Raw genomic sequence first — 25,853 nt, 5'->3', positions numbered from 1 at the left:
TCTACGTCTGCGCCGGATGGGCGAAGGTGATCACAAAGCGCCCGCGCGAGCGGGGCGTCCCATCGGGGCTGGTTTTGATATCAAAACGATATTCGTAGTCCAGCCGCGCCTCGTTATTCAAACACAATTCGCGCGCCAGATACAGTCCCAGCCCGGTGCCCTTGCTGGATGTGGTGTAAAACGGTTCGAACAAATGGGCCCGCACTTCGGGCGAGATGCCGGGGCCATCGTCCTGCACGTGCAGCTCCATGCGCCGCGCCTTGTCGCTCAGCAGGTCCATGCGGATCGAGTCCGGCCCGCCGCTGGCGTAGCGCACCGCGTTGTTGAGCAGGTTGAGCACCACCTCGCGCAGGTGCAGCGCGTCGAAGCGCACCAGCGTGCCGGCCGGCGCCGAGGTGCCGATGATGTCCGGGGTCAGGCCGTGGGTCTCGACGAATTCGGTTTTCAGTTCGGCCAGGAAGACGTCCAGCGCCAGCGGCTCGCTGTGCGGCTGCACCTTGCGCGACAGCTGCAGAATGTCCTCGACCATGCGGTTGACCCGCGCCACGTTGTCGCCGACGATCTTCAGCAGCCGCAGGTGCACGGTGCTGTCGAGGTCCTCGCCCAGCAGCGCGGTGGCATGGCCGATGGCCGACAGCGGATTGCGCACCTCGTGCGCGATGCTGGCGGTGAGCCGCCCCATCGACGCCAGCTTCAGTTGCTGCGCCTGGTTTTCGATGCCGGTCACGTCCTGCAGAAAGATCACGCTGCGCTCGGTGCCCAGGCCGGCCGTGTTGACCGCCGCGAAGCGCACCTTCAGGTGCGCGGCCAGGTCGCGGCGCGCGCTCCATGCGGCCGTCACGTCCTGCAGCGCCGCCTCGGCATACGGCTTGATGGTGACGTAGGCGGTGCTGCGCGCGCCGTCGGCGCGCCACTCGGCATAGGCTTGCGCCAGCGGTGCCAGCGCGGCGGCGGCCGACAGCCGGAACTTCATCTCCGGGCCGAGCATGCCCAGCATCTGCTGCGCCGCCGGATTGCCGGCGAAGACCTGGCCGTCGGGATCGACCACCAGGATGCCGTCGCCGACGTTGGCCATCACCAGCTGGTTCACCGCCTGCTGCACGGTGATCTCCACGCCGCGCTGGATCGCCAGTTCCTCCTGGCCGATCAACTTGGCCGCCATGCGGTTGACCACGAACACCGCGGCGAAGAAGGCCGCGCCATACAGGCCCGCCTGCAGGTAGGGCTGGTCGCCGTCCAGCATGAACACATGCCAGGTCGATTCGGCCAGCATGAACAGCGCCACCAGCGCGGCGCAGAACAGCGACAGCATCAGCGGCGCCAGGATGGCCGAACCGGCCAGCGGGAACAGGTAGAGGATGGCCAGGCCGCTGCGCAAGCCGCCGCCGGCCAGGAACAGCAGCGAGATGATGGACAGGTCGCAGGCGATCTGCGACAGCAGCTGCAGCAGGAAGCGGCGCTGCCAGTACACCGCCGTCAGCGCGAACACGATCGCCAGGCCCAGGTAAATCAGGCAGATCTGCAGGTAAAGATAGGGGCCGGAGGCGCGCAGGCCGTGGTTGTCGAAGCTCAGGTAGACCAGCAGCACCAGCGCGATCACCACGCGGGTGGCGTTCAGCGTCTGCAGCGAGCGCCAGAAGGTTGCGCGCGATCCGGCCGACAGGGCTTGCAGGCGCGCGATCACGCGCGGGGTCCTATGCGCCCGGCAGCGTGGCGTGGGCCGCGCTGCAATAGTCGCGGCCGCGCGCCTGCACGGATTCCGATGCCGGATAGAAGATGCCGCAATGGGCGCATTGCAGCATGGCCTCGGCCTCGGCCTTGGCCTCGGCCACGACCTTTTCACGAGGCCGCGCGCCGCCGCCCGCAGGTTGCGGCGGTTCGCGGAACTGCTGCTGGTGGCGCTTCTGCGCCTCGCGGATCTTGCTGCGCACGGCGAAGATCACCAGGAACACCAACGCCAGCCAAAAGATAATACGGCTCATGCCCAACCCTTATGCAAAACCACTTCAAACACAAAACGGCTGCCGACATAGGCCAGCAGCAAGGTGGCGAAACCGGCCAAGGTGAAGCTCAGCGCGGTCTTGCCGCGCCAGCCGCGGAAACGGCGGCCCGCCAGCAGCGAGGCAAACAGCACCCACGACATCAGCGTAAACACCGATTTGTGGTCCCACTTGAGCGCCTGACCGAACAGCTGTTCCGAGAACACGATCCCCGACAATACCGTCAGGCTGAGCAAGGTGAAGCCGATGCCTATCATACGGAACAACAGCTTCTCCATGGTCAGCAGCGCCGGCAGCTGGTCCAGCGCGCCGGACAGGAAGCCCTTGCGCTCGGTGCCCGCGTGCAGGCGCTTTTCCTGCAGGGCCATCAACACCGCGTGGAAGGCGGCCACCGTCAGCGTGCTGTAGGCCAGCGTGGCGATGGCGATATGCCAGCCGAACAGGGGCGACTTGCCCTCCAGCGGAATCACGCTGCCGGGGAAGCCCACCTGCAGCGCCGCCGCCAGCGCCGCGTTCGGCATGACCAGGCGACGCAGGCCGTCCAGGCTGAAATTCTGGTTCTCTATCCAGTACGCGCCCACCGACACCCACAGCGCCGACGACAGCATGGCGGCGAAGCCGATGCGGATGGTGCCGGTGCCGGTGCCGGGCAGGCCCACCACCTCGGCCCACAGCCCGGCGCCGTGCAGCAGCCAGGCGGCGGCCGTCAGGCCGGAAATCAGCACGGCGCGGCGCGACGGCAGCGCCGCGCACAGGAGGTACAGCGCGATGGCTGCAAAGAGTAAGGAAGTCTGCATGTCCTTCAGTTTACACCATCGCTCAGTCGACGGCTGCCATGCGCAGCTCGTCGTTGTGATGGCGTTGCTGCTCTTCCATCACCAGTTGGCCCAGTTCGCGCTTGAGGGCGTTGAACTCGGCGGAGGCCGGATCGCGCAGGCGCGGCAGTTCCACCATCAGGTCGCGCTTGACGGTGCCGGGACGGTAGGTCATCACCACGATGCGGTCGGCCAGGTAAATGGCTTCCTCGATGCTGTGGGTGACGAAGATGATGGTCTTCTTCAGTTCGGCCCAGATGCGCAGCAACTCGTCCTGCAGGTTGCGGCGGGTCAGCGCGTCCAGCGCGCCGAACGGTTCGTCCATCAGCATGATCGGCGAGTCCAGCGCCAGCACGCGGGCGATGGCGACCCGCTGGCGCATGCCGCCCGACAGGTCTTTCGGGAACCGGTTGCGGAAGTCGGTCAGCGACAGCATCGCCAGCAGCTTGTCGACGATGGACTGGATCCCGGCCTTCGGCAGGCCCTTGATCTCCAGCCCGAAGGCGACGTTGTCGGCCACCGTCATCCACGGGAACAGCGCGTATTCCTGGAACACCATGCCGCGCTCCGGGCCGGGCGCCGTCACTTCCTTGCCGTCGGCGATGATGCGGCCGGAACTCGGCGGCGCGAAGCCGGCGATCGCGTTCAGCAAGGTCGACTTGCCGCAGCCCGAAGGCCCCAGCAGGCAGACGAACTGGCCCTGCGGGATCTCCAGCTCGATGTCCTTGAGCGCCACCAGCTGGCGCTCGGCGGTCTGGAATACCTTGCTGACCTTGGAGACAACGATGTGGGTAGCGCTCATTAGTTCTCCAGGCCGCGGTGCCAGCGCAGCAGATAGTTGTTCAGCTGGTTGACGGCGGTGTCGATAATCAGGCCGATCAGGCCGATGGTGATCATGCCGGCCATGATCTTGTCCGACCAGAAGTACTCGCGCGCCTCCAGGATGCGGAAGCCCAGGCCGTTGTTCACCGCGATCATCTCGGACACGATCACCACGATGAAGGCGGTGCCGATGCCGATCCGCACGCCCGACAATATATATGGCACGGCGGCCGGCAGGATCACCCGCAGGAACAGGGTGCTGCCGCTGGCGCCGAGGTTGCGCGCGGCGCGCAAATAGATGCTGTCGACCTGGCGCACGCCGGCGATGGTGTTCATCAGCACCGGGAAGAAGGCGCCCAGCACGATCAGGAAGATGGCCGGCGGATTGCCCAGGCCGAACCACAGGATGGACAGCGGGATGTAGGCGATGGGCGGAATCGGCCGCAGCAGCTGCATCAGCGGATTGAGCCAGGCGTACACGGTCTGGCTGGCGCCCATCACCAGGCCCAGCGGCAGCGCCAGCGCGGCGCCGATGGCGAAGCCGACCAGCACGCGGTACAGGCTGCCGAGGGCGTCGACGATCAGCTCGCCCGACACGGCCCACAGCAGCCAGCTGCCCTGCTCCGGGCTGTAGGGCTGGACCGGCAGCAGATAGGCGATCCAGCGCTCCAGCACCGCCAGCGGCGACGGCAGCATCTGCGGATTGACCCAGCCCTTCATCGACACCAGCTGCCAGATGCCGATCACCAGCGCCGGCACGATCAGGCCGACGCCGGCTTGCTTGGCGTTGAACTTGGCCATTTACTTGACGCCCAGGCTTTTCTTGGCGGCCTCCAGCAGGTCGGTCTTGACCCACTCCCTGGCGGCGGGCGGCTTGCTCATGCGGCCGACGCCGGTCTTGAACATGACGTCGGTAGTGATCTGGATGTGCTCGGGGGTGATGTCGTAGGAATACGGCGAGTTGCCGATGGCGTCGTTGAAATCGTCCTTGGTGATCTGGCCCTTGAACACGGTCTCGCGCACATACTTCTCGGCCACGGCCGGCTGCTCGATGAAGGTCCTGGTGGCTTCGACGAAGCAGCGCATGAACTTCTCGGCCAGCGGCCGCTTCTCTTTATAGAACTTCTCGGTCATCACCATGGTGCGCACCGGCTCGCCGATCGGGGTGTCGTAGGGCTTGAGGATCTCGTTGCCGTAGCCCTTGTTGATCGATTGCGAGGACTGCGGCTCGGAGTTCATCATGGCGTCGATGTTCTTGCCCAGCAGCGCCTGGTTCAGGTCGGCGTAGGCCAGGTAGATCAGCTGCACGTCCTTGCCCGGCTGGTCGGACGCGCTCAGGCCGGCCTGCTGCAGCTCGGCCAGCAGCAGCACCTCCTGGATGCCGCCGCGCGTGACGCCGACCTTCCTGCCCTTGAGGTCCTTGACGCTTTTCAGTTTGAGGTCGGCGCGGCCGACCAGGCGCGCTCCGCCCTTGGCGAAGCCGGCCACCACGAAGATGGGCGCGCCGCTGGCGCGGCCGGAGATGGCCGCCTCCGACGCGGTGGTGCCGACGTCGAGCTCACCGGCGATAATCCCCTGCATCACGTCCAGCCCCTTGGCGAACACCCGCTCCTCGACCTTGATGCCGCACTTGGGCGCGATCTCCTTGATATAGGAGACGGCGCCGTAGTGGGCGAACTTCAGGTTGCCGAGACGGACCACCTCCTGCGCCGACGCGGCGCCGGTGGCGGCCAGCATGGCGGCGATACTCAGAGCTTTGCCGATAGCGTTCAGATTCATCCATCTCTCCTGTCGTGTGTGGGGACGCTTGAAAGTGCAGATCATACCAAGCTACGGATGACTTGCCTATCGCCGTCAATCCTTCAGGTATTTGTCGTAAATGGCCCGGTAGCGCCCGCTCTTGTGCAGCTGCGCCAGGCCGGCGTTGAAGTCGTCGCGGATGGCGGCGTCGCGGAACACCGGGCGGTAGTCGCTAGGGTCGGCGCGGGTGAAGCTGTGCTCGTCCAGCGCCGGCATCACGAAGCCGGGCTGGCGCTGGCGCAGCTGGCGCGTGTAGTACTGGAAGATGATGCGGTCGCTCAGCACCACCTCGTAGCGGCCCAGCGCCAGCAGCTGCGGCTGCGCCTCCTGCCGGTTGCTCTCGACATAGTCGCGGCTGCGGACCAGCGTGCGCAGCCAGGCCGGGTAGCGCGCGGCCGCGCCGACAAAGGCGTTCACGCTGTGGCCCTGCAGGTCCTGCGGCTTGCGGATCTGCAGCTTGCGGCTGGCCAGCGTATAAAACACATTGTCGTAGATGACCGGCGCCGTGCCGTAGTGGCCGCCGTAGCGCGCCATGTCCTCGCCCACGTCCATCATGATGGCGTCGAGGGCGCCCGCCTTGAACGTCAGCGGAATGCGGCCCATGGGCAGGTAATGGGCCTGCAGCACATGGCCGCGGTAGGCCAGCGCCTCGCGCACCACCTCCACCTCGATGCCGGCGTCCTCGCGCACTAATATAAAGGGCGGCAGATTGTCGCCGAAGGCCATGCTGACGGTGGCGGCGCCGGCCGGCCCGGCCAGCGCCAGCATCGCGGAGAGGAAGAGGAGCGCTCTGTTCATGCGGCAAATGATAACAGGCTGTCGGCGCCCGCCGCCCGATGGGGTAAAATGACGGCCACTGTTCATTCCGGGTTCATCATGCTAGACAATCTTACCCAACGCCTTGCCAAGGTCGTTAAAACCATGCGCGGCGAGGCCCGCCTGACCGAAGCCAACACCGCCGAGATGCTGCGCGAAGTACGCCTGGCGCTGCTGGAGGCCGACGTCGCCCTGCCCGCCGTGCGCGAATTCATCGCCAAGGTCAAGGAAAAGGCCCTGGGCGAGGAAGTGATCTCCTCGCTGACGCCGGGCCAGGCCCTGGTCGGCGTGGTGCAGCGCGAGCTGGCCGCCATCATGGGCGCCGACCTCGGCCCCGAGGCCGCGCAGCTGAGCTTTGCCCAGCAGCCGCCCGCCATCATCCTGATGGCCGGCCTGCAGGGTGTGGGCAAGACCACCACCGTCGGCAAGCTGGCCAAGTACCTGAAGGAAGAAAAGAAAAAGAAAGTGCTGACCGTCTCGGCCGACGTCTACCGTCCGGCCGCGATCGCCCAGCTGCAATCGGTGACCAGCCAGGTCGGCGCCGACTTCTTCCCGTCCACCGCGCAGGACAAGCCGGTCGACATCGCGCTGGCCGCGCTGGACTGGGCGAAGAAACACTATCACGACGTGCTGATCATCGACACCGCCGGCCGCCTGGGCATCGACGAAGAGATGATGCAGGAAATCGCCGCCGTGCACGCGGCGGTCAAGCCGATCGAAACCCTGTTCGTGGTCGACGCCATGCTGGGCCAGGACGCGATCAACACCGCCAAGGCCTTCAACGACGCGCTGCCGCTGACCGGCATCGTGCTGACCAAGCTCGACGGCGACGCCCGCGGCGGCGCCGCGCTGTCGGTGCGCCACATCACCGGCAAGCCGATCAAGTTTGCCGGCGTGTCGGAAAAGCTGGACGGCCTGGAAGCGTTCGACCCGGCCCGCATGGCCAGCCGCGTGCTGGGCATGGGCGACATCATGGCGCTGGTGGAAGAGGCGCGCAAGGGCGTCGACACCAAGGCCGCGGCCGAACTGGCGGCCAAGGTCAAGTCCGGCGGCAAGTTCGACATGAACGACTTCAAGGCGCAGCTGGGTCAGATGAAGAAAATGGGCGGCATGGCCAGCTTGGTGGACAAGCTGCCGGCGCAGTTCCAGCAGGCCGCCGGCGGCGCCAACATGGACCAGGCCGACAAGCAGGTGCGGCGCATGGTCGGCATCATCGACTCGATGACGCCGCAGGAACGCGCCAAGCCCGAGCTGATCAAGGCCACCCGCAAGCGCCGCATCGCGGCCGGCGCCGGCGTGCAGGTGCAGGAAGTCAACCGCATGCTGACCCAGTTCGAGCAGATGCAGACCATGATGAAAAAGCTCTCGGGCGGCGGCATGATGAAGATGATGCGCTCGATGAAGGGCATGATGCCGGGCCTGCGCTAAGCTGGGGAAAAGCCTGCGTCACAGAGGGAAAAGCGCGCCGCCGCGGTGCGCCGCCCCGCGAAAGCCCGTGTTTACGTGGTGTTTCCGGGAAAAAACGCGAAAAACACTTGCATACTCGGTAAATCACCACCAATATTAGCCGGTGCGATCAATTGCGCAATTTTCCATGTGTTCGTTAAGGAGGCTCGAAGATGGCAACAGCCAAAAAAACCCCAGCAGCAGCACCAGCTAAGAAGGCTGCGGCCGCCAAACCGGCAGCCGCTAAGAAAGCAGCACCCGCAAAAGCAGCAGCCAAGCCAGCAGTGAAAAAAGCAGCCGCACCGGCCGCAGCGCGCAAACCGAACGCCGCCTTCATGAAAGCGATGACGCCATCGGCCACCTTGGCCGCCGTGGTAGGCGCCACCCCGCTGCCACGCACCGAAGTCACCAAAAAAGTCTGGGATTACATCAAGAAGCTCGACCTGCAGGATCCGGCCAACCGCCGCATGATCAATGCCGACGACAAGCTGAAAGCTGTGTTCGGCGGCAAAGCCCAAGTGTCCATGTTCGAAATGACCAAGCTCATTTCCGACCACCTGAAATAAGCGCAGCGGCCTGTCCAGCCGCGCCGGGATGCCGTCCTCGCTCACGCGATGACGGCATTTTTTATGTGCAAAAATGGGGTCAAGTCTGACATTCGGACACGGCCCCAGCCGTAGCGGCCGCTACGGCTGGGGCCGTGTCCGAATGTCAGACTTGACCCCATTTTCCTTCCAGTTGTTCCAGGCCGACAGCACGGCGTTCGGATATTCGGGCTTGCCGCGGCTGCCGTTGTAGCGGCCCAGCGCCAGGTAGAGGTTGCCCGACTCCATGTCGATGTACATGCGCAGGATGGCGCAGCCGTAGCGCAGATTGGTCTGCATATTAAACAGCGCGCTGCGGTTGCGGTCGCCGATCACATTGGTCCAGAACGGCATCACCTGCATATAGCCGCGCGCGCCCACCATCGACACCGCGTACTTGCGGTAGGCCGATTCCACCTGGATCAGGCCCAGCACCATGCCCGGCTCCAGCCCGGCGCGCCGCGCCTCGTACCACACGGTGGCCAGGAACTCGTTGCGGGTCTGCTCGTCGGGCAGCTTGCGCTTCAGGCGCGCCGACACCTGCGCCAGCCAGCCCTGGTAGCGCTGGCGTTCGGTCTCGGTGCGGAAGGTCGGCTGCGGCGGGGCCGCATCCTTGATGGCGTTCGACAGTGCCAGCCGAACCGAATCGGCCAGCGCTTCCTCCTTCTGGTTGCCGGCGTGGGCTGGCATCAGCACTAGCGCCAACAACCACCCACAAAGCCAGCTCCGTCGTTCTCGCGCACGCGGGAACCCATAGAACCTGTCCGCAGCAGCGAAGCATGGATTCCCGCTTTCGCGGCGGTCCGCCGCCGCGGAATGACGGCGGCTCACGATCACGCCGCCATTTTGCCTTTGATGAAGCTGACGATGTCGGCCACCGGCACGGCGGTCGCTTCGGTGTCGCGGCGGCCCTGGTATTCCAGGTTGCCTTCCTTCAGGCCGCGGTCGCCGATCACCACGCGGTGCGGCACGCCGATCAGCTCCCAGTCGGCGAACATGCCGCCCGGACGCAGGCCGCGGTCGTCGAGGATGACGTCGATGCCGGCCGCCTGCGCGTCGGCGTACAGCTTCTCGGTGGCTTCCTTGACCGCCTCGCTGCGGTCCATGCCCATCGGGCACAGCACCAGCTCGAACGGCGCCAGCGAGGTCGGCCAGATGATGCCCTTGTCGTCGAAGTTCTGCTCGATCGCCGCGCCCAGGATGCGGGTCACGCCAATGCCGTAGCAGCCCATCTGCAGTGGCGCCGGCTTGCCGTTCTCGTCGAGGAAGGTGGCCTTCATCGATTCCGAGTACGCCGTGCCCAGCTGGAACACGTGGCCCACCTCGATGCCGCGCTCGATCGCCAGCACGCCCTTGCCGTCCGGCGAGGCGTCGCCCGCCACCACGTTGCGCAGGTCGGCCACCAGGGTCGGCTCGGCCAGGTCGCGGCCCCAGTTGGCGCCGGTGTAGTGGAAGCCGGCGTCGTTGGCGCCGCACACGAAGTCCGCCATGTTGGCGACCGTGCGGTCGGCCACCACGGTGACCGGGGCCTTGGTGCCGATCGGGCCCAGGTAGCCGGGCACGCAGCCGTACACTTCCAGCAGCTCGGCCTCGGTCGAGAAGCGGTGCGCCGCCAGGCCCGGCACCTTGCCGACCTTGATTTCGTTCAGCTCGTGATCGCCGCGCAGCAACAACATGAAATACTGTTTAGCTACTTTACCGTCGGTCTCGGTCTCCACCGTCAGCGCGATGGTTTTCACCGTCTGCGACAGGTCCAGCTTGAGCAGCTGGGCCACCGTTTCGCACTTGGTGGCGTCCGGGGTCGAGGTCTTGGTCAGGGCCTGGGTCGCGGCCGGACGGGTGGCGGCCAGCGGCAGCGCCTCGGCCGCTTCCATGTTGGCGGCGTAGTCCGAGCTCTCGCAATACACGATGGCGTCCTCGCCGGTGCTGGCGATGACGTGGAATTCGTGCGAACCGGTGCCGCCGATGGCGCCGTTGTCGGCCGCCACCGCGCGGAACTTCAGGCCGAAGCGGGTGAAGATCGCCACATAGGCGTCAAACATGATCTGGTACGAGGCTTGCAGGCCGGCCAGGTCGCGGTCGAAGGAGTAGGCGTCCTTCATGGTGAACTCGCGGCCGCGCATCAGGCCGAAACGGGGACGGCGCTCGTCGCGGAACTTGGTCTGAATGTGGTAAAAATTCAACGGAAGCTGACGGTAGGATTTAATTTCCGACCGCACTACATCGGTGATCACTTCTTCCGAAGTGGGCTGGATGGCGAAATCGCGGCCGTGGCGATCCTTCACGCGCATCAGCTCCGGGCCCATCTTGTCCCAGCGTCCGGTCTCCTGCCACAGCTCGGCCGGCTGCACCAAAGGCATCAGCAGCTCAATGGCGGCGGCCTTGTTCATCTCTTCGCGGATGATGGCTTCGACTTTACGGATGACGCGCAGGCCCATCGGCATGTAGGTATAAATGCCCGAACCGAGGCGTTTGATCATACCGGCGCGCATCATTAACTGATGGCTGACGATCTCGGCGTCGGACGGCGCTTCTTTAAGCGTGGAAATAAAAAAACGTGAGGCGCGCATACGATGAATTCTTTTTAAAAAGAGAGAGTTATAATCAACCTAATTTTAAAGGATTAGCTGGCTGATGCGTCCATACTTTATACAAATGCGTTCAATTGATGCCTCTTCGGCCGTTTTCGTACCCCGAAAACCCAGCCGTAGCGCGGTTTTGTGGGCAAAAATATAAGCAGGGAGCTCGGTCGCAGAAAGTTTGAGGTGCAATATGCTCGATCGTGAAGGGTTTCGGCCCAACGTCGGCATCATCCTGCTAAACGCCCAGAACGAGGTGTGGTGGGGCAAGCGGGTGCGCGAGCACTCATGGCAATTTCCGCAAGGCGGCATCAAGTACGGAGAAACGCCGGAACAGGCGATGTATCGGGAGCTGGAAGAAGAGATCGGGTTACGGGCGGAGCATGTCAAAATCGTCGGCCGCACGCGCGACTGGTTGCGCTACGAGGTGCCCGACCACTTCATCAAGCGCGAGATTCGCGGCCACTACCGTGGCCAGAAGCAGATTTGGTTCCTGTTGCGCATGTGCGCGCGCGACAACGACGTCAACCTGCGCCTGACCGACCATCCGGAATTCGACGCCTGGCGCTGGCATGAATACTGGGTGCCGCTGGACGTGGTGATCGAATTCAAGCGCGACGTCTACCAGCGCGCCTTGCAGGAGCTGTCGCGCTTCCTGACCTGGCCGGCCAACGGCCACGACCGCCGGCACCACGGTTCGCGCTATCTGCGCCAGCCGCATCCGCCGCGGCCGAATCCGGAAGCGCCGGGCTCGACCTGCGGCACCGAGGCCCCGGCTCCGGCTGAAGCGGCCCCGGCCGCCGAGCCGCAAAAGAAGATCGGTTAAATGAAAACGGGACAGTCTGACTGTCCCGTTTTTTTTTGCGGCGCCGGCGTCAGACGATGCGGCAAGCCTCGTCGAACGCCAGGCGCGGCGCGCGCGGACGCAGCTTGGCGGGGTCGCCATAGCCGAGGTTGCACAGGAAGTTGGACTTGACCGTGCTGCCGGCAAAGAAAGCCTCATCCACCTTGGCGTTGTCGAAGCCGGACATCGGTCCGCAATCGAGGCCGATGGCGCGCGCCGCCAGGATCAGATAGCCGCCCTGCAGCGACGAGTTGCGGAAGGCGGTGGACTGGATCGCCGCGTCGTTGCCGGCGAACCAGGAGCGGGCGTCGACCGCCGGCGACAGCTGCGGCAGCTTTTCATAGAACTCCATGTCCATGCCGATGATGACGGTGACCGGCGCCGCCATGGTCTTGTCGGCGTTACCGGCCGACAGCGCCGGCCGCAGCCTGGCCTTGGCCTCGGGCGAGCGCACGAACACCAGCCGCGCCGGCGAGCCGTTGGCCGAGGTCGGCGCCCATTTCATCAGGTCGTACAGCAGCTCCAGCTGGGCGTCGCTGACTGCGCGGTCCAGCCAGCCGTTGTGGGTGCGGGCGTTGTAGAACAGGGTATCGAGGGCGGTTTGGTTGAGCATGGGCGATCCGTCAAGGTTAGGGAATTGCTATGATGGCAGGCGATCAGCGTACACATTTTAGCCAGCGGGTACAATGGCGGCATGTTTAATCCATCTTCCGACGACGTGCGCCGCTTCTTCTGCGAGACCTTCCGCAAGCAGCGCGCCAACGAAATCCTGACCCCGCTTGAAACCATGGCGGCCGACTGGGTGCGCCACCATCCCGAGTACCACGACGTGCTGAGCGACGTCGACGCCGCGCTGGCGCGCGACTACTCGGTCGAAGGCGCGCAAGCCAATCCGTTTTTGCATTTGTCGATGCACCTGTCGATCGACGAGCAGATCTCGATCGACCAGCCGCGCGGCATCCGCGACGCCGCCACCGCGCTCACGCTCAAGCTGGACGACGCCCACGCGGCGCAGCATGAAATCATGGAATGCCTGGGCGAGATGATCTGGAACGCCCAGCGCAACGGCATGCCGCCGGACGGCGACGCCTACATCGAAGCGATCAGGCGCCGCCTCAAATAACAATCGGGGGTCAAGTCTGACATTCGGACACGGCCTCTGCCGTAGCGCGCGCTACGGCAGAGGCCGTGTCCGAATGTCAGACTTGACCCCCGAGGTTTTAGCGGTGGACCGCCAGCGTGCCCGGCAGGCTGTGCAGGTAGGCCGCCAGGTCCTTGATGTCCTGGTTGCTCAGCGGCTTGACCTGGCCGGTCATGATGGCGTTGTTGCGGCCGTTGGCGCCGTCGCCGCGCTTGTAGGCGGTCAGCGCGTGCTCCAGGTAATCCTTGTGCTGGCCCGCCAGCTTCGGATAGCTCGGGTCGATCGGGGTGTTGAAATCCTTGCCGTGGCAGGCGAAGCAGCTGTATTTGTCGGCCAGCGCCTTGCCGGCGTCGATATTGCCGCCGGCGACGGCGGACAGGGAAACAGCGGAGCAGAACAGCGCGGTGATCAGTTTTTTCATGTCGTCGGTCCTCATTTCGCGGCGGTGGCGTTGACGGTCTGCTGCGAGTAGAACGCGGCGACGTCGGCGATGTCCTGGTCCGACAGGCTGCTGGCGATCCCCTTCATCGACGGATGCTTGCGGTCACCTTTTTGATACGCCTTCAACGCACTCTCGATGTACTTGGCCGACTGGCCGCCTATCATCGGCACCTGGAACACTTCCGGGAATGTGGCCTTGTAGCCGGGAATGCCGTGACAACCGATGCACATTTCTATCTTGGCCTTGGCGTTCTGGGCATTGCCCACGATGTCCGCCGCCGTGGCGAGTTGAGCAAGGCCTGCGAGCACGAGGAGTGCGGTGATTTTTTTCATGGTATTTGCAAGGTAAGTAATCGGATACTACCGCGGATGCAAAACTTGACTTTTGCACTATTAACCTGCGATTCTAACTCAAGACTTTACGCTACGCTACAGAGAATCATTGCCACAACAACACACTATCAAGCCCGCCCCGCCGAGCACCTCCTCTAACGAACTCCCCTATACTCTCGGCTATCCCCTTCTTTTTGAGACCGACTCGCATGCACGCCAAACAACGCTTTGAAGGTTCCGACCAGTACGTCGCGACCAATGACCTGAAACTGGCCGTGAATGCGGCTTTGACGCTGCAGCGCCCGCTGCTGATCAAGGGCGAGCCGGGCACCGGCAAGACCATGCTGGCCGAGGAAGTGGCAGCCGCGCTGAACATGCCGCTGATGCAGTGGCATATCAAATCCACCACCAAGGCGCAACAGGGCCTGTACGAATACGACGCAGTGTCGCGTTTGCGCGACTCCCAGCTCGGCGACGAGCGCGTGCGCGACATCCACAACTACATCGTCAAGGGCGTGCTGTGGCAGGCCTTCACCGCGCCCGAGCCGGTGGTGCTGCTGATCGACGAGATCGACAAGGCCGACATCGAGTTCCCCAACGACCTGCTGCGCGAGCTCGACCGCATGGAGTTCTACGTCTACGAAACCCGCGAGATGGTGCAGGCCAAACACCGCCCGCTGGTCATCATCACCTCCAACAACGAGAAGGAGCTGCCGGACGCCTTCCTGCGCCGCTGCTTCTTCCACTATATTAAGTTCCCGGACCGAGACACGATGGAACAGATCGTCGCCGTCCACTATCCGCAGCTGAAAAAGGAGCTGCTGGCGCAGGCGCTGCAGACCTTCTACGAGGTGCGGGAGGTGCCGGGCCTGAAGAAAAAACCGTCCACCTCGGAATTCCTCGACTGGCTCAAGCTGCTGCTGGCCGAGGACATCCCGGCCGAGGCGCTGCGCAGCAAGGACGCCAAGGCCATCGTGCCGCCACTGCACGGCGCCCTGCTCAAGAACGAGCAGGACGTGCACCTGTTCGAGCGCCTGGTGGCGATGAACCGGGCCAACCGATGATGAACCAGCTCGCCCGCCCCGCCGCCCCGATCGCCCCCGTCACGCTGGAACTGCACGGCGTGCGCCTGGAACCACTGGGCCCGCAGCACGCCGACGGCCTGCGCGCGGCCGCCCACGACGGCCAGCTGTGGACCCTGCGCGTGACCTCGGTGCCGGAGCCGGAACAGGTCGACGCCTACATCGCCACCGCGCTGGAGATGCGCCCGGCCCGGCTGGCGTTCGCCGTGGTCGACGTCGCCAGCGGCGCCGTCATCGGCACCACCAGCTACCACGACATCGTGCCGGCCATCGCCCGGCTGGAGATCGGTTACACCTGGTATGCGCGCAGCCATCAGCGCAGCCACGTCAACACCACCTGCAAGCTGCTGCTGATGACGCACGCCTTCGAAACCCTGGGCGCGGCGCTGGTGGGCCTGCGCACCGACAATTTCAACTTCGCCTCGCAGGCCGCGATCGAGCGGCTGGGCGCGAAGAAGGACGGCGTGCTGCGCCACCACGGCCTGCGCCGCGACGGCACCGTGCGCGACACCGTCATGTACAGCATCGCCGCCGGCGAGTGGCCCGAGATCAAGGCGCAGCTGCGCTACAAGCTGGCGCAGCACGGAACCCGCTGACATGCTGATCGATTTCTTCTTCGCCCTCAAGGACGCCAGGATCCCGGTCACGATCAAGGAGTTCCTGACCCTGCTGGAGGCGATGCAGCGCAACGTCATCGAGGCCTCGATGGACGACTTCTACTACCTGGCGCGCCTGACGCTGGTGAAGGACGAGGCCCACTTCGACAAGTTCGACCGCGCCTTCGCCCAGTACTTCAAGGGCATCAACGCCGCCTTCGAGAGCAACAGCGCGATCCCGCTGGACTGGCTGGTCAAGCGCATGCAGCGCGAGCTGAGCGAAGAGCAGAAGGCGCAGCTGGAGAAATTCGGCTACGACAAGCTGATGGACCGCCTCAACGAGCTGCTCAAGGAACAGAAGGAGCGCCACGAGGGCGGCAGCAAGTGGATAGGCACCGGTGGCACCTCGCCGTTCGGCAACGGCGGCACCAATCCCGAGGGCGTGCGCATCGGCGGCAAGGGCGGCAACCGCACCGCGGTCAAGGTGTGGGAGGCGCGCGCCTACAAGGACTACGACGGCGAACGCGAGATCGGCACGCGCAACATCAAGGTGGCGCTGCGGCGGCTGCGCAAGTTCGCGCGCCAGGGCGCCGAGGACGAACTGGCGCTGGACGCCACCATCCGCGCCACCGCCAACAACGCCGGCTACCTCGACATCAAGATGCAGCCCGAGCGCAAGAACAACATCAAGGTGCTGATGCTGTTCGACGTCGGCGGCACCATGGACGACCACATCGAGCGCACCGAGGAGCTGTTCTCGGCCGCCAGGACCGAGTTCAAGAACATGGAGTTCTTCTACTTCCACAACTGCGTCTACGACTATATGTGGAAGAACAACCGGCGCCGCAACTCGGAGCGCTTCCCGACCTGGGACATCCTGCGCAAATACCCGCCGGACACCAAGTTGATCTTCGTCGGCGACGCCACCATGAGCCCTTACGAGGTGCTGCAGCCGGGCGGCTCGGTCGAGTACAACAACCAGGAGGCGGGCAGCGCCTGGCTGGCGCGCTTCACCAACGCCTTCCCCAAGTTCGCCTGGCTCAATCCGGAGCCGGAGGGCGTGTGGCAGTACCGGCAATCGATCGCCATCATCCGCCAGTTGATGAACGATCGCATGTTCCCGCTGACCATGGACGGCCTGGAACGGGCCATGCGCACGCTGAGCAAATAAGCGCGCGACTAGCCGCGCGGCCTCAGGCCGGCAGCTGCAGGCGGTAGCCGACCGCCGTCTCGGTCAGCAGGTAGCGCGGCTGGGTGGGATCGGCCTCCAGCTTGTGGCGCAGGTGGCCCATGTAGATGCGCAGGTAATGGCCGTTCTCCGATTGCGACGGCCCCCACACGGCGCGCAGCAGCTGCGGGTTGCTCATCACGCGGCCGGCGTTGCTGACCAGGACCGCCAGCAGCCGGTACTCGGTCGGCGTCAGGTGCACATGCGCGCCGCCGCGCGTGACGCGGCGGTTCTGCAAATCCACCGCGACGTCGCCGAACTGGATCACTCCCGCGTGGTCGGCGGCCGGCTGGCGCTGGCGGCGCAGGGTGGCGCGCACCCGCGCCAGCAGCTCGCCCACGCCGAACGGCTTGGTCAGGTAGTCATCGGCGCCGGCGTCCAGCGCGCGGATCTTGTCGGCCTCGTTGACGCGCGCCGACAGCACGATCACCGGCACGCCGGACCACTTGCGCAAATCCGTCATGAAGTCGACGCCGTCGCCGTCCGGCAGGCCGAGGTCGAGCACCACCAGGTCGGGCTTGCGGGTGCCGGCGTCGATCAAGCCGCGCTGCAGCGTGGCCGCCTCGTGCACCTGCCAGCCTTCCTGCTCCAGCGCGGCGCGCACGAAGCGGCGGATCTGCGGTTCGTCCTCCACCAGCAGGGCGGTGGGCGGGGTGTCGGGTGTGGTCATCAGCTTCCTTCGGTTTCCGGTTCCGGCATGGCCGGCGGGGTGCCCAGCGCCAGCGTCATGACGAAGGCGGCGCCGCCCAGCGGCGACGGCGCGGCCTGTATCTTGCCGCCGTGCGCCTCGACGATGGCGCGGCAGATCGCCAGCCCCAGTCCCACGCCCGGCTTGGCCGACTCGCGCTCGCCACGGGTGAATTTCTCGAACACGGCTTCCTCGCGCCCGTGCGGCAGGCCGGGACCGTCATCATAGACCATGACGTCGATCCAGGCGCCGCGCAGTTCGGCGGCGATCTCGATGCGCGAGCCCGGCGGCGTGTACTTGGCGGCGTTCTCCAGCAGGTTGCACAGCACCCGCTCGATCAGCACGGCGTCAAAGCTGAGCAGCGGCAGCCCGGCCGGCAGCCGGGTGCGCACGGCGTGCCCCTGCAGCAGCGAGGCGCTGGCGCGCAGCGCGCTGCCGACCACCTCCTCCAGCGCCTGCCATTGCAGGTTGAACTTGATCTCGCCGCTCTGGATGCGCGCCATGTCGAGCAGGTTGGACACCAGTGCGCTCATGCGCAGCGCCTCGTCGTGCAGCAGCGCCGCCACCTCCAGCTGGGCCGGCGCCAGCGGCGGCCTGGAGCCGGCCAGCGATTCCGACAGGCCCACCAGCGAGGTCAATGGCGTGCGCAGGTCGTGCGACAGCGCCGCCAGCAGCGAGTTGCGCAGCCGCTCGGACTCCATGTTGACCAGCGCGTTCTGCGCCACCTCGATGTAGTGCACCCGCTCCAGCGCGATCGCGGCCAGCGCGGCGAAGGTGTCGAGCTGCTGGCGCTGTTCGGGGATCAGGATCCAGCGCCGCTGGCCCGGCTCGATCGCCAGCACGCCGCGGGTGCGCATCGGCGCCACCAGCGGCAGGTAGAAGATGCGGCTGGCCGGCAGGGTGTCGGTACCCAGGCCGGCGCTTTCGGCGCGGTCGAAGGCCCACTGGGCGATGCCGATGTCGAGCACCGTGCGGTGCACGCGGGCGCCGGCGTCGGCCTCGCGCGCGGCGGAAGGACGCGCCGGCGGCAGCAGGCGGCCGTCGGCGTCCGGCACCAGCAGCGTGGCGTGGGCGCGGAAAGCGCGCTGGATGAAGCCCTGGGTGATCTCGGAAATCTGCTCGGTCTGCAGCGCGCCGGAGAGCTCGCGGGCGAACTCGTACAGCGCGCGCGAGCGCTTCTCGCGGTGCGAGGCCACGCGCGCCTGGAAACGCAGGTCGGCCGTCAGGTGGCCGGTGATCAGGCCCACCGCCAGCATAACGACAAAGGTGACCAGGTACTGCAGGTCCGACACCGCGAAGGTGAAGCGCGGCGGCACGAAGAAGAAGTCGAAGCAGGCCACGCTGACGCAGGTGGCCAGTACCGACGGCCCGCGTCCGAAGCGCACCGCCACCAGCACCACCACCAGCAGGAACAGCATGGCGATGTTGGCCAGGTCGAGGTAGGCCAGCAAGGGCGTGGCCAGCAGCGCGGTGGCCACGCTGGCGCCGCTGGCGGCCACGTAGCCGAGCGTGCGCCTGCGCGCCAGCACCGGATCCGGCTCGCCGTCCGGGCCGCCGTCGGCGGCGCTGCCGGCGCTGGCGCCGTTGTCCGCGTTGCCGGCGTTGCGGCCGTTGCGCGCAGCCTCCTTGCTGGGCGCGCCGATCTCCACCAGGTCGATGTCCGGGCCGTAGCGCGCCAGCCGCTTGATGTGGGGCACGCGCCATGGCCAGGTCGGATGGGCGCGCCCCAGCACGATCTTCGACAGGTTGTGGCTGCGCGCATAGTCCACCGCGGCCCGCGCGATGTCGTGGCCAGACACCACGGCGGTGGTCGCGCCCAGGTCCTCGGCCAGCTTCAGCGTCTTGAGGATCTGTTCGCGCTGGGCGGCTGGCAGCCGTTGCAGCGACGGCGTTTCGATGTAGATCGCGTGCCAGCCGGTGCCCAGCTGGCTGGCCAGGCGCGCCGTGCTGCGCACCGTGTGCTCACCGCCCGGCCGCGGGCCGACGCAGGCCAGCAGCGCGGCGCCGGTCTTCCAGATGTCGCCGATCGACTGCTCGACGCGGTAGGCGCGCACATCGTCCTCGATGCGGTCGGCGGTGCGGCGCAGCGCCAGCTCGCGCAGCGCGATCAGGTTACCTTTTCGGAAAAAATTCTTCGAGGCGCGCTCGGCCTGCTGTTCCTGGTAGACCTTGCCGCCCTTGAGGCGCGCCAGCAGCTCGTCGGCCGGAATGTCGACCAGCACCACCTCGTCGGCTTCGTCGAACACCGTGTCGGGCACGGTCTCGCCGACGCGGATGCCGGTGATGCCGCCGACCACGTCGTTCAGGCTTTCCAGGTGCTGCACGTTGACCGTGGTGAGCACGTCGATGCCGGCGTCCAGCAGCTCCTCGACGTCCTGCCAGCGCTTGGGGTGGCGCGAGCCGGGCGCGTTGGTGTGCGCCAGTTCGTCCATCAGGATCAGCGGCGGCCGGCGCGCCAGCGCGCCATCGAGATCGAATTCAGCGAGCTGCCTGCCGCGATAGGCCACCTGCCTGGGCGGCAGCACGTCCAGTCCCGCCAGCATGGCCGCGGTCTCGCTGCGGCCATGGGTTTCCACCACGCCGACCAGCACCGGCTGGCCGTCCGCCTGCAGCTTGCGGGCGGCGGCCAGCATGGCGTAGGTCTTGCCGACGCCGGCCGAGGCGCCGAAGTAGATGCGCAGCTTGCCGCGCGCGGCGCGCCGCTCCTGCGCCTGCACCTGGGCCAGCAGCGCGTCGGGGTCGGGGCGCGGGCTATCGTTGGGGAACATGGACATCCGCCGATTCTACTGCTTCGGCACCGGTTTGGCCTGGTCCAGCGCCAGATTCAGTTCCAGCACGTTGACGCGCGGTTCGCCGAAGAAGCCGAAATACTGCTTCAACTGGTGGCGCTCGACCAGCGCCAGCACCTGCGCGACGCCGAGCTGGCGCGCGGCGGCGACGCGGCCGGCCTGGTAGCGCGCTGCGGCGACGCTGATTTCCGGATCCAGGCCGCTGCCCGACGCGGTCACCAGGTCGACCGGTATCGGCTGGGTGTTGGCCGGGTCGGCCGCCTTGAGCGCGGCGATGCGGCCCTTGACGGCCTCGATCTGGGCCGGATTGTTGGTGCCCAGGTTGGAGCCGCCGGAACCGGCGCCGTTGTTGGGCATCGGACCGGTGGCCGATGGTCGGCTCCAGAAGTACTGCGGCGAGGAGAAGGCCTGGCCGATCAGCGAGGAGCCGACCGCCTTGCCGCCGACTTCGACGATGCTGCCGGCCGCCTGCGCCGGGAAGGCGACTGCGGCGACGCCGGTGACGGCCAGTGGGTAAATGACACCGCAAAGCAGCGTCAGGGCGCCGAAGACAACCAGGGCGGGACGAATATGGGATGACATGACAACTCCAGAAAAATAGTTAGCCGGGAAACCGTCATTCCCGCGCAGGCGGGAATCCAGGCATTGCCTGAATTCCCTCCATGCCGAGCGTGCCCGGATGCTCGGCATGGGCTCCCGCCTGCGCGGGAGCGACGGGGTCACACGAGGTTGAACGCCGACAGCAGCAGGTCGATCGCCTTAATGCCGATGAACGGCAGGATGATGCCGCCGACGCCGTACACCAGCAGGTTGCGGCGCAACAGCGCGGTGGCGCCGATGGCGCGGTACTGCACGCCCTTGAGCGCCAGCGGAATCAGCGCGACGATAATCAGCGCGTTGAAGATCACCGCCGACATGATGGCCGACGACGGACTGGCCAGGTGCATGACGTCAAGCGCCTTCAATTGCGGATAGGTGCCGACAAACGCCGCCGGAATGATGGCGAAGTACTTGGCGATGTCGTTCGAGATCGAGAACGTGGTCAGCGAGCCGCGCGTCATCAGCATCTGCTTGCCGATTTCGACGATCTCCAGCAGCTTGGTCGGATTCGAATCCAGATCGACCATATTGCCGGCCTCCTTGGCGGCCTGGGTGCCGGAGTTCATCGCCACGGCGACGTCGGCCTGGGCCAGCGCCGGCGCGTCGTTGGTGCCGTCGCCGGTCATGGCCACCAGCCGGCCTTCGGACTGGTAGCTGCGGATCAGCTTAAGCTTGTCCTCCGGCGTGGCTTCGGCCAGGAAATCGTCCACGCCCGCCTCGGCGGCGATGGCGGCGGCGGTCAGCTTGTTATCGCCAGTGATCATCACGGTCTTGATGCCCATGCGGCGCAGCTCCGCGAAACGCTCCTTGATGCCGCCCTTGACGATGTCCTTCAGCTCGACCACGCCCATCACCCGGCCGCCGTCCACCACCACCAGCGGCGTGCTGCCGCGGCGCGACACATCGTCCACCGCGCGCGCCACCTCGGCCGGATAGGTCTGGCCGAGCGATTCGACGTACTGGCGCACGGTGTCGGCCGCGCCCTTGCGCACCGCACGTGCGGAACCCGGCTCGCCCAGGTCGATGCCGCTCATGCGGGTCTGCGCGGTGAACGGCACGAACACCGCATGCAGCGACGCCATCTCGCGCTCGCGGATGTTGAACTTCTGCTTGGCCAGCACCACGATGCTGCGGCCTTCCGGCGTTTCGTCGGCCAGAGAGGCCAGTTGCGCGACGTCGGCCAGCTGCTGTTCGGTCACGCCGGGCGCGGCGAAGAAGGCCGAGGCCTGGCGGTTGCCCAAGGTGATGGTGCCGGTTTTATCGAGCAGCAGCACGTCGACGTCGCCGGCCGCCTCCACCGCGCGGCCGGAGGTGGCGATCACGTTGGCCTGCATCATGCGGCTCATGCCGGCCACGCCGATGGCCGACAGCAGGCCGCCGATGGTGGTCGGGATCAGGCACACCAAGAGCGCGATCAGCACCGTGATGGTGATCGGCGTGCCGGCGCCGGCTGCTGCCACCGAGAACAGCGAGAACGGCAGCAGGGTCACGGTGACGATCAGGAACACGATGGTCAGCGCCACCAGCAGGATGGTCAGCGCGATCTCGTTCGGGGTCTTCTGGCGCTTGGCGCCCTCCACCATCGAGATCATGCGGTCGAGGAAGGTCTCGCCCGGATTGGCGGTGACCCTGACCACCAGCCAGTCCGACAGCACGCGAGTGCCGCCGGTGACGGACGAAAAATCGCCGCCCGATTCGCGTATCACCGGTGCCGATTCGCCGGTGATGGCGCTTTCGTCGACCGAGGCCACGCCTTCGATCACCTCACCGTCGATGGGGATCACGTCGCCCGCCTCGACCAGGATGTAATGTCCCTTGCGCAGATCGAGCGCCGGCTGCGGCATCCAGATGGTGCCATGCTTGGGGGTTACCAGCTTCTTGGCCGTGACGCTTTGCTTCAGGCTGCGCAGCGAGGCCGCCTGCGCCTTGCTGCGCCCCTCCGCCATCGCTTCGGCGAAATTGGCGAACAACACCGTGAACCACAGCCAGATGGCGGTGGCCAGGATGAAGCCCGGCCTCGCCTCGCCGGCGCCGGACAGCGACTGCAGGTACAGCGCGCTGGTGATGATGCTGCCGACGTAGACCACGAACATCACCGGGCTGCGCAACTGCGTACGCGGGTCAAGCTTGCGGAACGAATCGACGATGGCCGGCATCAGCAGCCCGGTATCGAACATCCGGAACTTGCTGGCGGGCGGAGTAATAGCTTGTGACATGTGGATTCCTTATTGAGCAAACAGCTGCAGGTGTTCGACCACGGGGCCGAGCGCCAGCGCCGGAACGTAATTGAGCACGCCGACCAGGGCGACCACGCCGCACAGCAGGCCGATGAACATCGGGCCGTGGGTAGGCATGGTGCCGGCGTTGGCCTCCAGCCGCTGCTTGCCGGCCAGCGAACCGGCGATCGCCAGAATCGGAACGATCACCGCGAAGCGGCCAAACCATATGGCCACGGCCAGCATGACGTTGTAGAACGGCGTGTTGGCGGACAGGCCGGCAAACGCGCTGCCGTTGTTGTTGGCGGCCGAACTGAAGGCGTACAGGATCTCCGAGAAGCCGTGCGCGCCGGGATTGGCGATGCCGGCCTTGCCGGCGTCGCACATGACGGCGATGGCGGTACCGGCCAACACCAGCGTCGGCGTGACCAGGATGGCGATCGACGTCATCTTCATTTCGTAGGCCTGGATCTTCTTGCCCAGGTATTCGGGCGTGCGGCCTATCATCAGGCCGGCGATGAACACCGCCATGATGGCGAAGATCAGCATGCCGTACAGGCCGGAGCCGACGCCGCCGAAGATCACCTCGCCGAACTGGATCAGCAGCATCGGGATCATGCCGCCGAGCGGCATGAAGGAATCGTGCATGGCGTTGACCGCGCCGCAGGAGGCGGCCGTGGTGACGGCCGCGAACAGGGCCGAGGCGCTGATGCCGAAGCGGGTCTCCTTACCCTCCATATTGCCGCCCGATTGCAGGGCGCTCATGGCCTGGTCGACGTGCAGCGTTTGCAGCACGGGGTGGGCCTGCTGCTCGGCGCCCAGCACGGCCACCGTGCAAGCCACGAACAGCACGGTCATCGCGCCCAGCACCGCCCAGCCCTGGCGCTGGTCGCCGACCATGCGGCCGAAGGCGAAGCACAGGCCGGCCGGGATCACGAAGATCGCCAGCATCTGCAGGAAGTTAGTCAGCGCGGTGGGGTTCTCGTACGGGTGGGCCGAGTTGGCGTTGAAGAAGCCGCCGCCGTTGGTGCCCAACATCTTGATCGCTTCCTGCGAGGCGACCGGGCCCATGGCGATGGTCTGCGTGGTGGCGGTCAGCGTTTCGGTGACTGGTTCGCCCTTGGCGTCCTTCAGCGGCTGGCCGTCGGCGCCCGCTTTGGGCTGGGTGTAGGTCACGGCGTCCAGCAGCTGCACATCCTTGTAGGCGGAGAAGTTCTGGATCACGCCCTGGCCGGTCATCACCACGGCCAGCACCAGCGACAGCGGCAGCAGCACATATAAGGTGGAACGGGTGACGTCGGCCCAGAAGTTACCGATCGATTTGGCGGAGCGCGACGAGAAGCCGCGGATCAGCGCATACGCCACGGCCATGCCGGTGGCGGCCGAGAAGAAGTTCTGGCAGGTCAGCACCAGCATCTGGGTCAGGTAGCTCATGGCCTGCTCGCCGCTGTAGCCCTGCCAGTTGGTGTTGGCGACGAAGCTGACGGCCGTGTTGAACGCCGAGTCGGGGCTGATATTGGCCATCGCCTGAGGATTGAGCGGCAGGAAGGCCTGCACGCGCTGCAGGGCATACACGGCCAGCGCGCCGACGCCGTTAAACAGCAGCAGCGCGATGGCGTAGGCTTTCCAGGATTGGCCTTCGGGTGCGCCGTCCTTGCCGGCGATGCCGGCGGCGCGGTACAGCAGGGTTTCGAATTTGGCCAGCCAGCCCATGCCGGGCACCGCGCCGCCGTTGCCGACGCGGGCCAGCAGCATGCCCAGCGGCCAGGCCAGCGCCAGCAGCGCGGCCAGGAAGGCCACCAGCAGTATGGTCGATTGCATGGTCATCACAGGTCCTCCGCTTTCAACAGGGCCACCACCAGGTACACCAGCAGGCCGGCTGCCGCGATCGCGCCGACCAGGTAGAAGAGGTTCATGGCCGGCCTCCCAGCTTGTCGCAGCCGATGGCAAATGCCACGGTCACGGCAAAAAAGACCACCAATGCGCCGATAAATACGATGTCCATCACACCCCTCACAGGTATTGTTTTGATACTGAGAAGGTTAGCGACCGGGGTCTAAAGATGGTGTAAAGACTTGGCGGCGGGGTGTAAACAAAGCGTAAAAATCGCCGGGGCGCGCCTGCTTCCAGTTGACTTTTGCCCCGCAAGGCCAGGCAGGGTCGGACCCCGTACGGGGTCCGACCCTTAAGCGGTACGGCCTGCGTATCGCTGAAAGCACACGGGTTCGCCGGTCAGAACACTTTGCTGATGGTCAGCTGCAGCGCGGTCTTGCCGAGGAATTTGCCGTTGGCCAGCGAAGCGTAGGCGGTCTTGTCGGCGTTGGTGCCAATTACTGCCAGCGCGCCGCTTACCACGCCGAAGTCCCTGGTGGCGCCGATCTTCCAGTCGCTGTAGCTGGCCGCGCCGTTGTGCTTGACGTTCTGGTGGCCGGCGTGCAGGTTGACCGTGTAGCCCTCGCCTACCTCGATGTTGGCGCCCAGGTCCAGATAACCGCTGTTCTTGCTGTCGACATAAGCAAACAGATTCGTCACCGAGTGCGAATACTTGATATAAGCCGGGCCATAACCCAGCTGACCATACACCTCGGTGGTGTTAGCGTTGGCCAGGCCACTGACATGCGACAGCCTGTTCGACGGATAAACATAGGTCAGCACGCCCACATCGTAGGACACGTCGGCCGTGACCTGCCCGCGTTGGCCGGCGTAGATATCCCACTCGATGTCGCCGCCACCTCCGCCGTCCTTGGTCCACTTGACGGTCGACAGCCAGGTGCCGGCATAGAAGCCGGTCGGGTTGTTGGTGTAGTCAAAGCCGCCTTGCAGGGCCGGTCTCAGGCGCGTCTGCGAAATGCCACGATGCGGTAGTCGCTGACCACTGCGGCGTTGAAACTGGTTTCATTGGCCGCCTTGGCGTAAGCGCGCGTGCCAGCAAAAGCAGCGACGACGGCTGCGGCGAGTATCAATTTCTTCATTTTGTGGCCCTTCTTCCAGTGGATGGATCAAGCGGCCAGCTTATCGACGGCGCCGTAAAAA

At 65.8% G+C, this 25,853-nt stretch carries 25 protein-coding genes and 1 pseudogene; 7 read left to right on the top strand and 19 right to left on the bottom strand.

What is annotated here, in order from left to right; all coding sequences use genetic code 11:
- Position 1: 1 nt before the first annotated feature.
- The 7 genes from ACEN9O_RS13100 to ACEN9O_RS13070 all read right to left on the bottom strand — a co-directional run bounded on the left by ACEN9O_RS13100 (position 2) and on the right by ACEN9O_RS13070 (position 6,235).
- Complete coding sequence (locus ACEN9O_RS13100; protein WP_495617965.1) at positions 2-1,684, bottom strand: sensor histidine kinase; 1,683 nt, start codon at positions 1,682-1,684, stop codon at positions 2-4.
- A gap of 10 nt (positions 1,685-1,694) precedes the next feature.
- Positions 1,695-1,982: a PP0621 family protein gene (locus tag ACEN9O_RS13095; RefSeq protein ID WP_495617964.1), complete on the bottom strand. Its 288-nt coding sequence runs from the start codon at positions 1,980-1,982 to the stop codon at positions 1,695-1,697.
- Positions 1,979-2,797, bottom strand: coding sequence for a cytochrome C assembly family protein (locus ACEN9O_RS13090; protein ID WP_495617963.1), 819 nt, complete (start codon positions 2,795-2,797; stop codon positions 1,979-1,981). Before ACEN9O_RS13090 ends, ACEN9O_RS13095 begins: the two co-directional genes overlap by 4 nt.
- Positions 2,798-2,819: 22 nt before the next feature.
- Positions 2,820-3,617, bottom strand: coding sequence for an ABC transporter ATP-binding protein (locus tag ACEN9O_RS13085; protein WP_495617962.1), 798 nt, complete (start codon positions 3,615-3,617; stop codon positions 2,820-2,822).
- Positions 3,617-4,438 (bottom strand): ABC transporter permease, encoded by an 822-nt coding sequence (locus ACEN9O_RS13080; RefSeq protein WP_495617961.1) that lies wholly within the window; start codon positions 4,436-4,438, stop codon positions 3,617-3,619. The genes ACEN9O_RS13085 and ACEN9O_RS13080 overlap by 1 nt, the downstream gene beginning before the upstream one ends.
- Positions 4,439-5,416 (bottom strand): ABC transporter substrate-binding protein, encoded by a 978-nt coding sequence (locus tag ACEN9O_RS13075; RefSeq protein WP_495617960.1) that lies wholly within the window; start codon positions 5,414-5,416, stop codon positions 4,439-4,441. It abuts the gene before it with no gap.
- Positions 5,417-5,491: 75 nt separating this feature from the next.
- Positions 5,492-6,235 carry a substrate-binding periplasmic protein gene (locus ACEN9O_RS13070; RefSeq protein ID WP_495617959.1) on the bottom strand — a complete coding sequence of 248 codons (744 nt, stop codon included), beginning with the start codon at positions 6,233-6,235 and terminating at the stop codon, positions 5,492-5,494.
- Positions 6,236-6,313: 78 nt separating this feature from the next.
- Here ACEN9O_RS13070 and ffh point away from each other — a divergent pair, with 78 nt between their 5' ends.
- Complete coding sequence (gene ffh / locus ACEN9O_RS13065) at positions 6,314-7,681, top strand: signal recognition particle protein (RefSeq protein WP_495617958.1); 1,368 nt, start codon at positions 6,314-6,316, stop codon at positions 7,679-7,681.
- Between the two features lie 191 nt (positions 7,682-7,872).
- Positions 7,873-8,265, top strand: coding sequence for an SWIB/MDM2 domain-containing protein (locus ACEN9O_RS13060; protein WP_495617957.1), 393 nt, complete (start codon positions 7,873-7,875; stop codon positions 8,263-8,265).
- A gap of 120 nt (positions 8,266-8,385) precedes the next feature.
- Here ACEN9O_RS13060 and ACEN9O_RS13055 read toward each other — a convergent pair whose 3' ends face one another.
- Complete coding sequence (locus ACEN9O_RS13055; protein ID WP_495617956.1) at positions 8,386-8,973, bottom strand: lytic transglycosylase domain-containing protein; 588 nt, start codon at positions 8,971-8,973, stop codon at positions 8,386-8,388.
- A 143-nt stretch (positions 8,974-9,116) separates the two neighbouring features.
- Positions 9,117-10,853 carry a proline--tRNA ligase gene (locus tag ACEN9O_RS13050; RefSeq protein WP_495617955.1) on the bottom strand — a complete coding sequence of 579 codons (1,737 nt, stop codon included), beginning with the start codon at positions 10,851-10,853 and terminating at the stop codon, positions 9,117-9,119.
- A 202-nt stretch (positions 10,854-11,055) separates the two neighbouring features.
- Here ACEN9O_RS13050 and ACEN9O_RS13045 point away from each other — a divergent pair, with 202 nt between their 5' ends.
- The gene (locus ACEN9O_RS13045) at positions 11,056-11,688 is read left to right on the top strand and encodes an RNA pyrophosphohydrolase (RefSeq protein WP_495617954.1); all 633 of its coding nucleotides are present in this window, start codon (positions 11,056-11,058) and stop codon (positions 11,686-11,688) included.
- A 49-nt stretch (positions 11,689-11,737) separates the two neighbouring features.
- Here ACEN9O_RS13045 and ACEN9O_RS13040 read toward each other — a convergent pair whose 3' ends face one another.
- Positions 11,738-12,319: a malonic semialdehyde reductase gene (locus ACEN9O_RS13040; RefSeq protein ID WP_495617953.1), complete on the bottom strand. Its 582-nt coding sequence runs from the start codon at positions 12,317-12,319 to the stop codon at positions 11,738-11,740.
- Between the two features lie 81 nt (positions 12,320-12,400).
- On the opposite strand from ACEN9O_RS13040, the gene ACEN9O_RS13035 reads away from it, so the two are divergent.
- Entirely contained in the window at positions 12,401-12,829 is a 429-nt protein-coding gene (locus ACEN9O_RS13035) for a DUF1841 family protein (protein ID WP_495617952.1), read from the top strand.
- A gap of 97 nt (positions 12,830-12,926) precedes the next feature.
- Here ACEN9O_RS13035 and ACEN9O_RS13030 read toward each other — a convergent pair whose 3' ends face one another.
- Positions 12,927-13,268 carry a c-type cytochrome gene (locus tag ACEN9O_RS13030; RefSeq protein ID WP_495617951.1) on the bottom strand — a complete coding sequence of 114 codons (342 nt, stop codon included), beginning with the start codon at positions 13,266-13,268 and terminating at the stop codon, positions 12,927-12,929.
- An 11-nt stretch (positions 13,269-13,279) separates the two neighbouring features.
- Entirely contained in the window at positions 13,280-13,621 is a 342-nt protein-coding gene (locus ACEN9O_RS13025) for a c-type cytochrome (protein WP_495617950.1), read from the bottom strand.
- Between the two features lie 209 nt (positions 13,622-13,830).
- Between ACEN9O_RS13025 and ACEN9O_RS13020 the strand changes: the two genes are divergently transcribed.
- Genes ACEN9O_RS13020 through ACEN9O_RS13010 form a run of 3 tightly spaced genes read left to right on the top strand, consistent with a single transcriptional unit; the run spans position 13,831 to position 16,470 of the window.
- Entirely contained in the window at positions 13,831-14,685 is an 855-nt protein-coding gene (locus ACEN9O_RS13020) for an AAA family ATPase (protein WP_495617949.1), read from the top strand.
- Positions 14,685-15,299, top strand: a complete 615-nt coding sequence (locus tag ACEN9O_RS13015; protein ID WP_495618468.1) for a GNAT family N-acetyltransferase — start codon at positions 14,685-14,687, stop codon at positions 15,297-15,299. The genes ACEN9O_RS13020 and ACEN9O_RS13015 overlap by 1 nt, the downstream gene beginning before the upstream one ends.
- Position 15,300: 1 nt before the next feature.
- Complete coding sequence (locus ACEN9O_RS13010; protein ID WP_495617948.1) at positions 15,301-16,470, top strand: vWA domain-containing protein; 1,170 nt, start codon at positions 15,301-15,303, stop codon at positions 16,468-16,470.
- Between the two features lie 22 nt (positions 16,471-16,492).
- Here ACEN9O_RS13010 and kdpE read toward each other — a convergent pair whose 3' ends face one another.
- From kdpE to ACEN9O_RS12975, 7 genes and pseudogenes are all read right to left on the bottom strand, one after another.
- The gene (kdpE, locus tag ACEN9O_RS13005) at positions 16,493-17,197 is read right to left on the bottom strand and encodes a two-component system response regulator KdpE (RefSeq protein ID WP_495617947.1); all 705 of its coding nucleotides are present in this window, start codon (positions 17,195-17,197) and stop codon (positions 16,493-16,495) included.
- Entirely contained in the window at positions 17,197-19,983 is a 2,787-nt protein-coding gene (gene kdpD, locus ACEN9O_RS13000) for a two-component system sensor histidine kinase KdpD (protein ID WP_495617946.1), read from the bottom strand. The genes kdpE and kdpD overlap by 1 nt, the downstream gene beginning before the upstream one ends.
- Positions 19,984-19,998: 15 nt before the next feature.
- The gene (gene kdpC, locus ACEN9O_RS12995) at positions 19,999-20,586 is read right to left on the bottom strand and encodes a potassium-transporting ATPase subunit KdpC (protein WP_495617945.1); all 588 of its coding nucleotides are present in this window, start codon (positions 20,584-20,586) and stop codon (positions 19,999-20,001) included.
- 137 nt (positions 20,587-20,723) lie between these two features.
- Complete coding sequence (kdpB, locus tag ACEN9O_RS12990) at positions 20,724-22,820, bottom strand: potassium-transporting ATPase subunit KdpB (protein WP_495617944.1); 2,097 nt, start codon at positions 22,818-22,820, stop codon at positions 20,724-20,726.
- 9 nt (positions 22,821-22,829) lie between these two features.
- Positions 22,830-24,647: a potassium-transporting ATPase subunit KdpA gene (gene kdpA, locus ACEN9O_RS12985; protein ID WP_495618467.1), complete on the bottom strand. Its 1,818-nt coding sequence runs from the start codon at positions 24,645-24,647 to the stop codon at positions 22,830-22,832.
- Positions 24,647-24,736: a potassium-transporting ATPase subunit F gene (locus tag ACEN9O_RS12980; RefSeq protein ID WP_495617943.1), complete on the bottom strand. Its 90-nt coding sequence runs from the start codon at positions 24,734-24,736 to the stop codon at positions 24,647-24,649. The genes kdpA and ACEN9O_RS12980 overlap by 1 nt, the downstream gene beginning before the upstream one ends.
- 316 nt (positions 24,737-25,052) lie before the next feature.
- Positions 25,053-25,792: pseudogene (locus ACEN9O_RS12975) on the bottom strand (TorF family putative porin).
- Positions 25,793-25,853 lie beyond the last annotated feature (61 nt).

The organism is Duganella sp. Dugasp78 (assembly GCF_059491455.1).
Note: the sequence above shows the minus strand (reverse complement) of the source record. Positions and strands in the feature narration are given on the sequence as shown.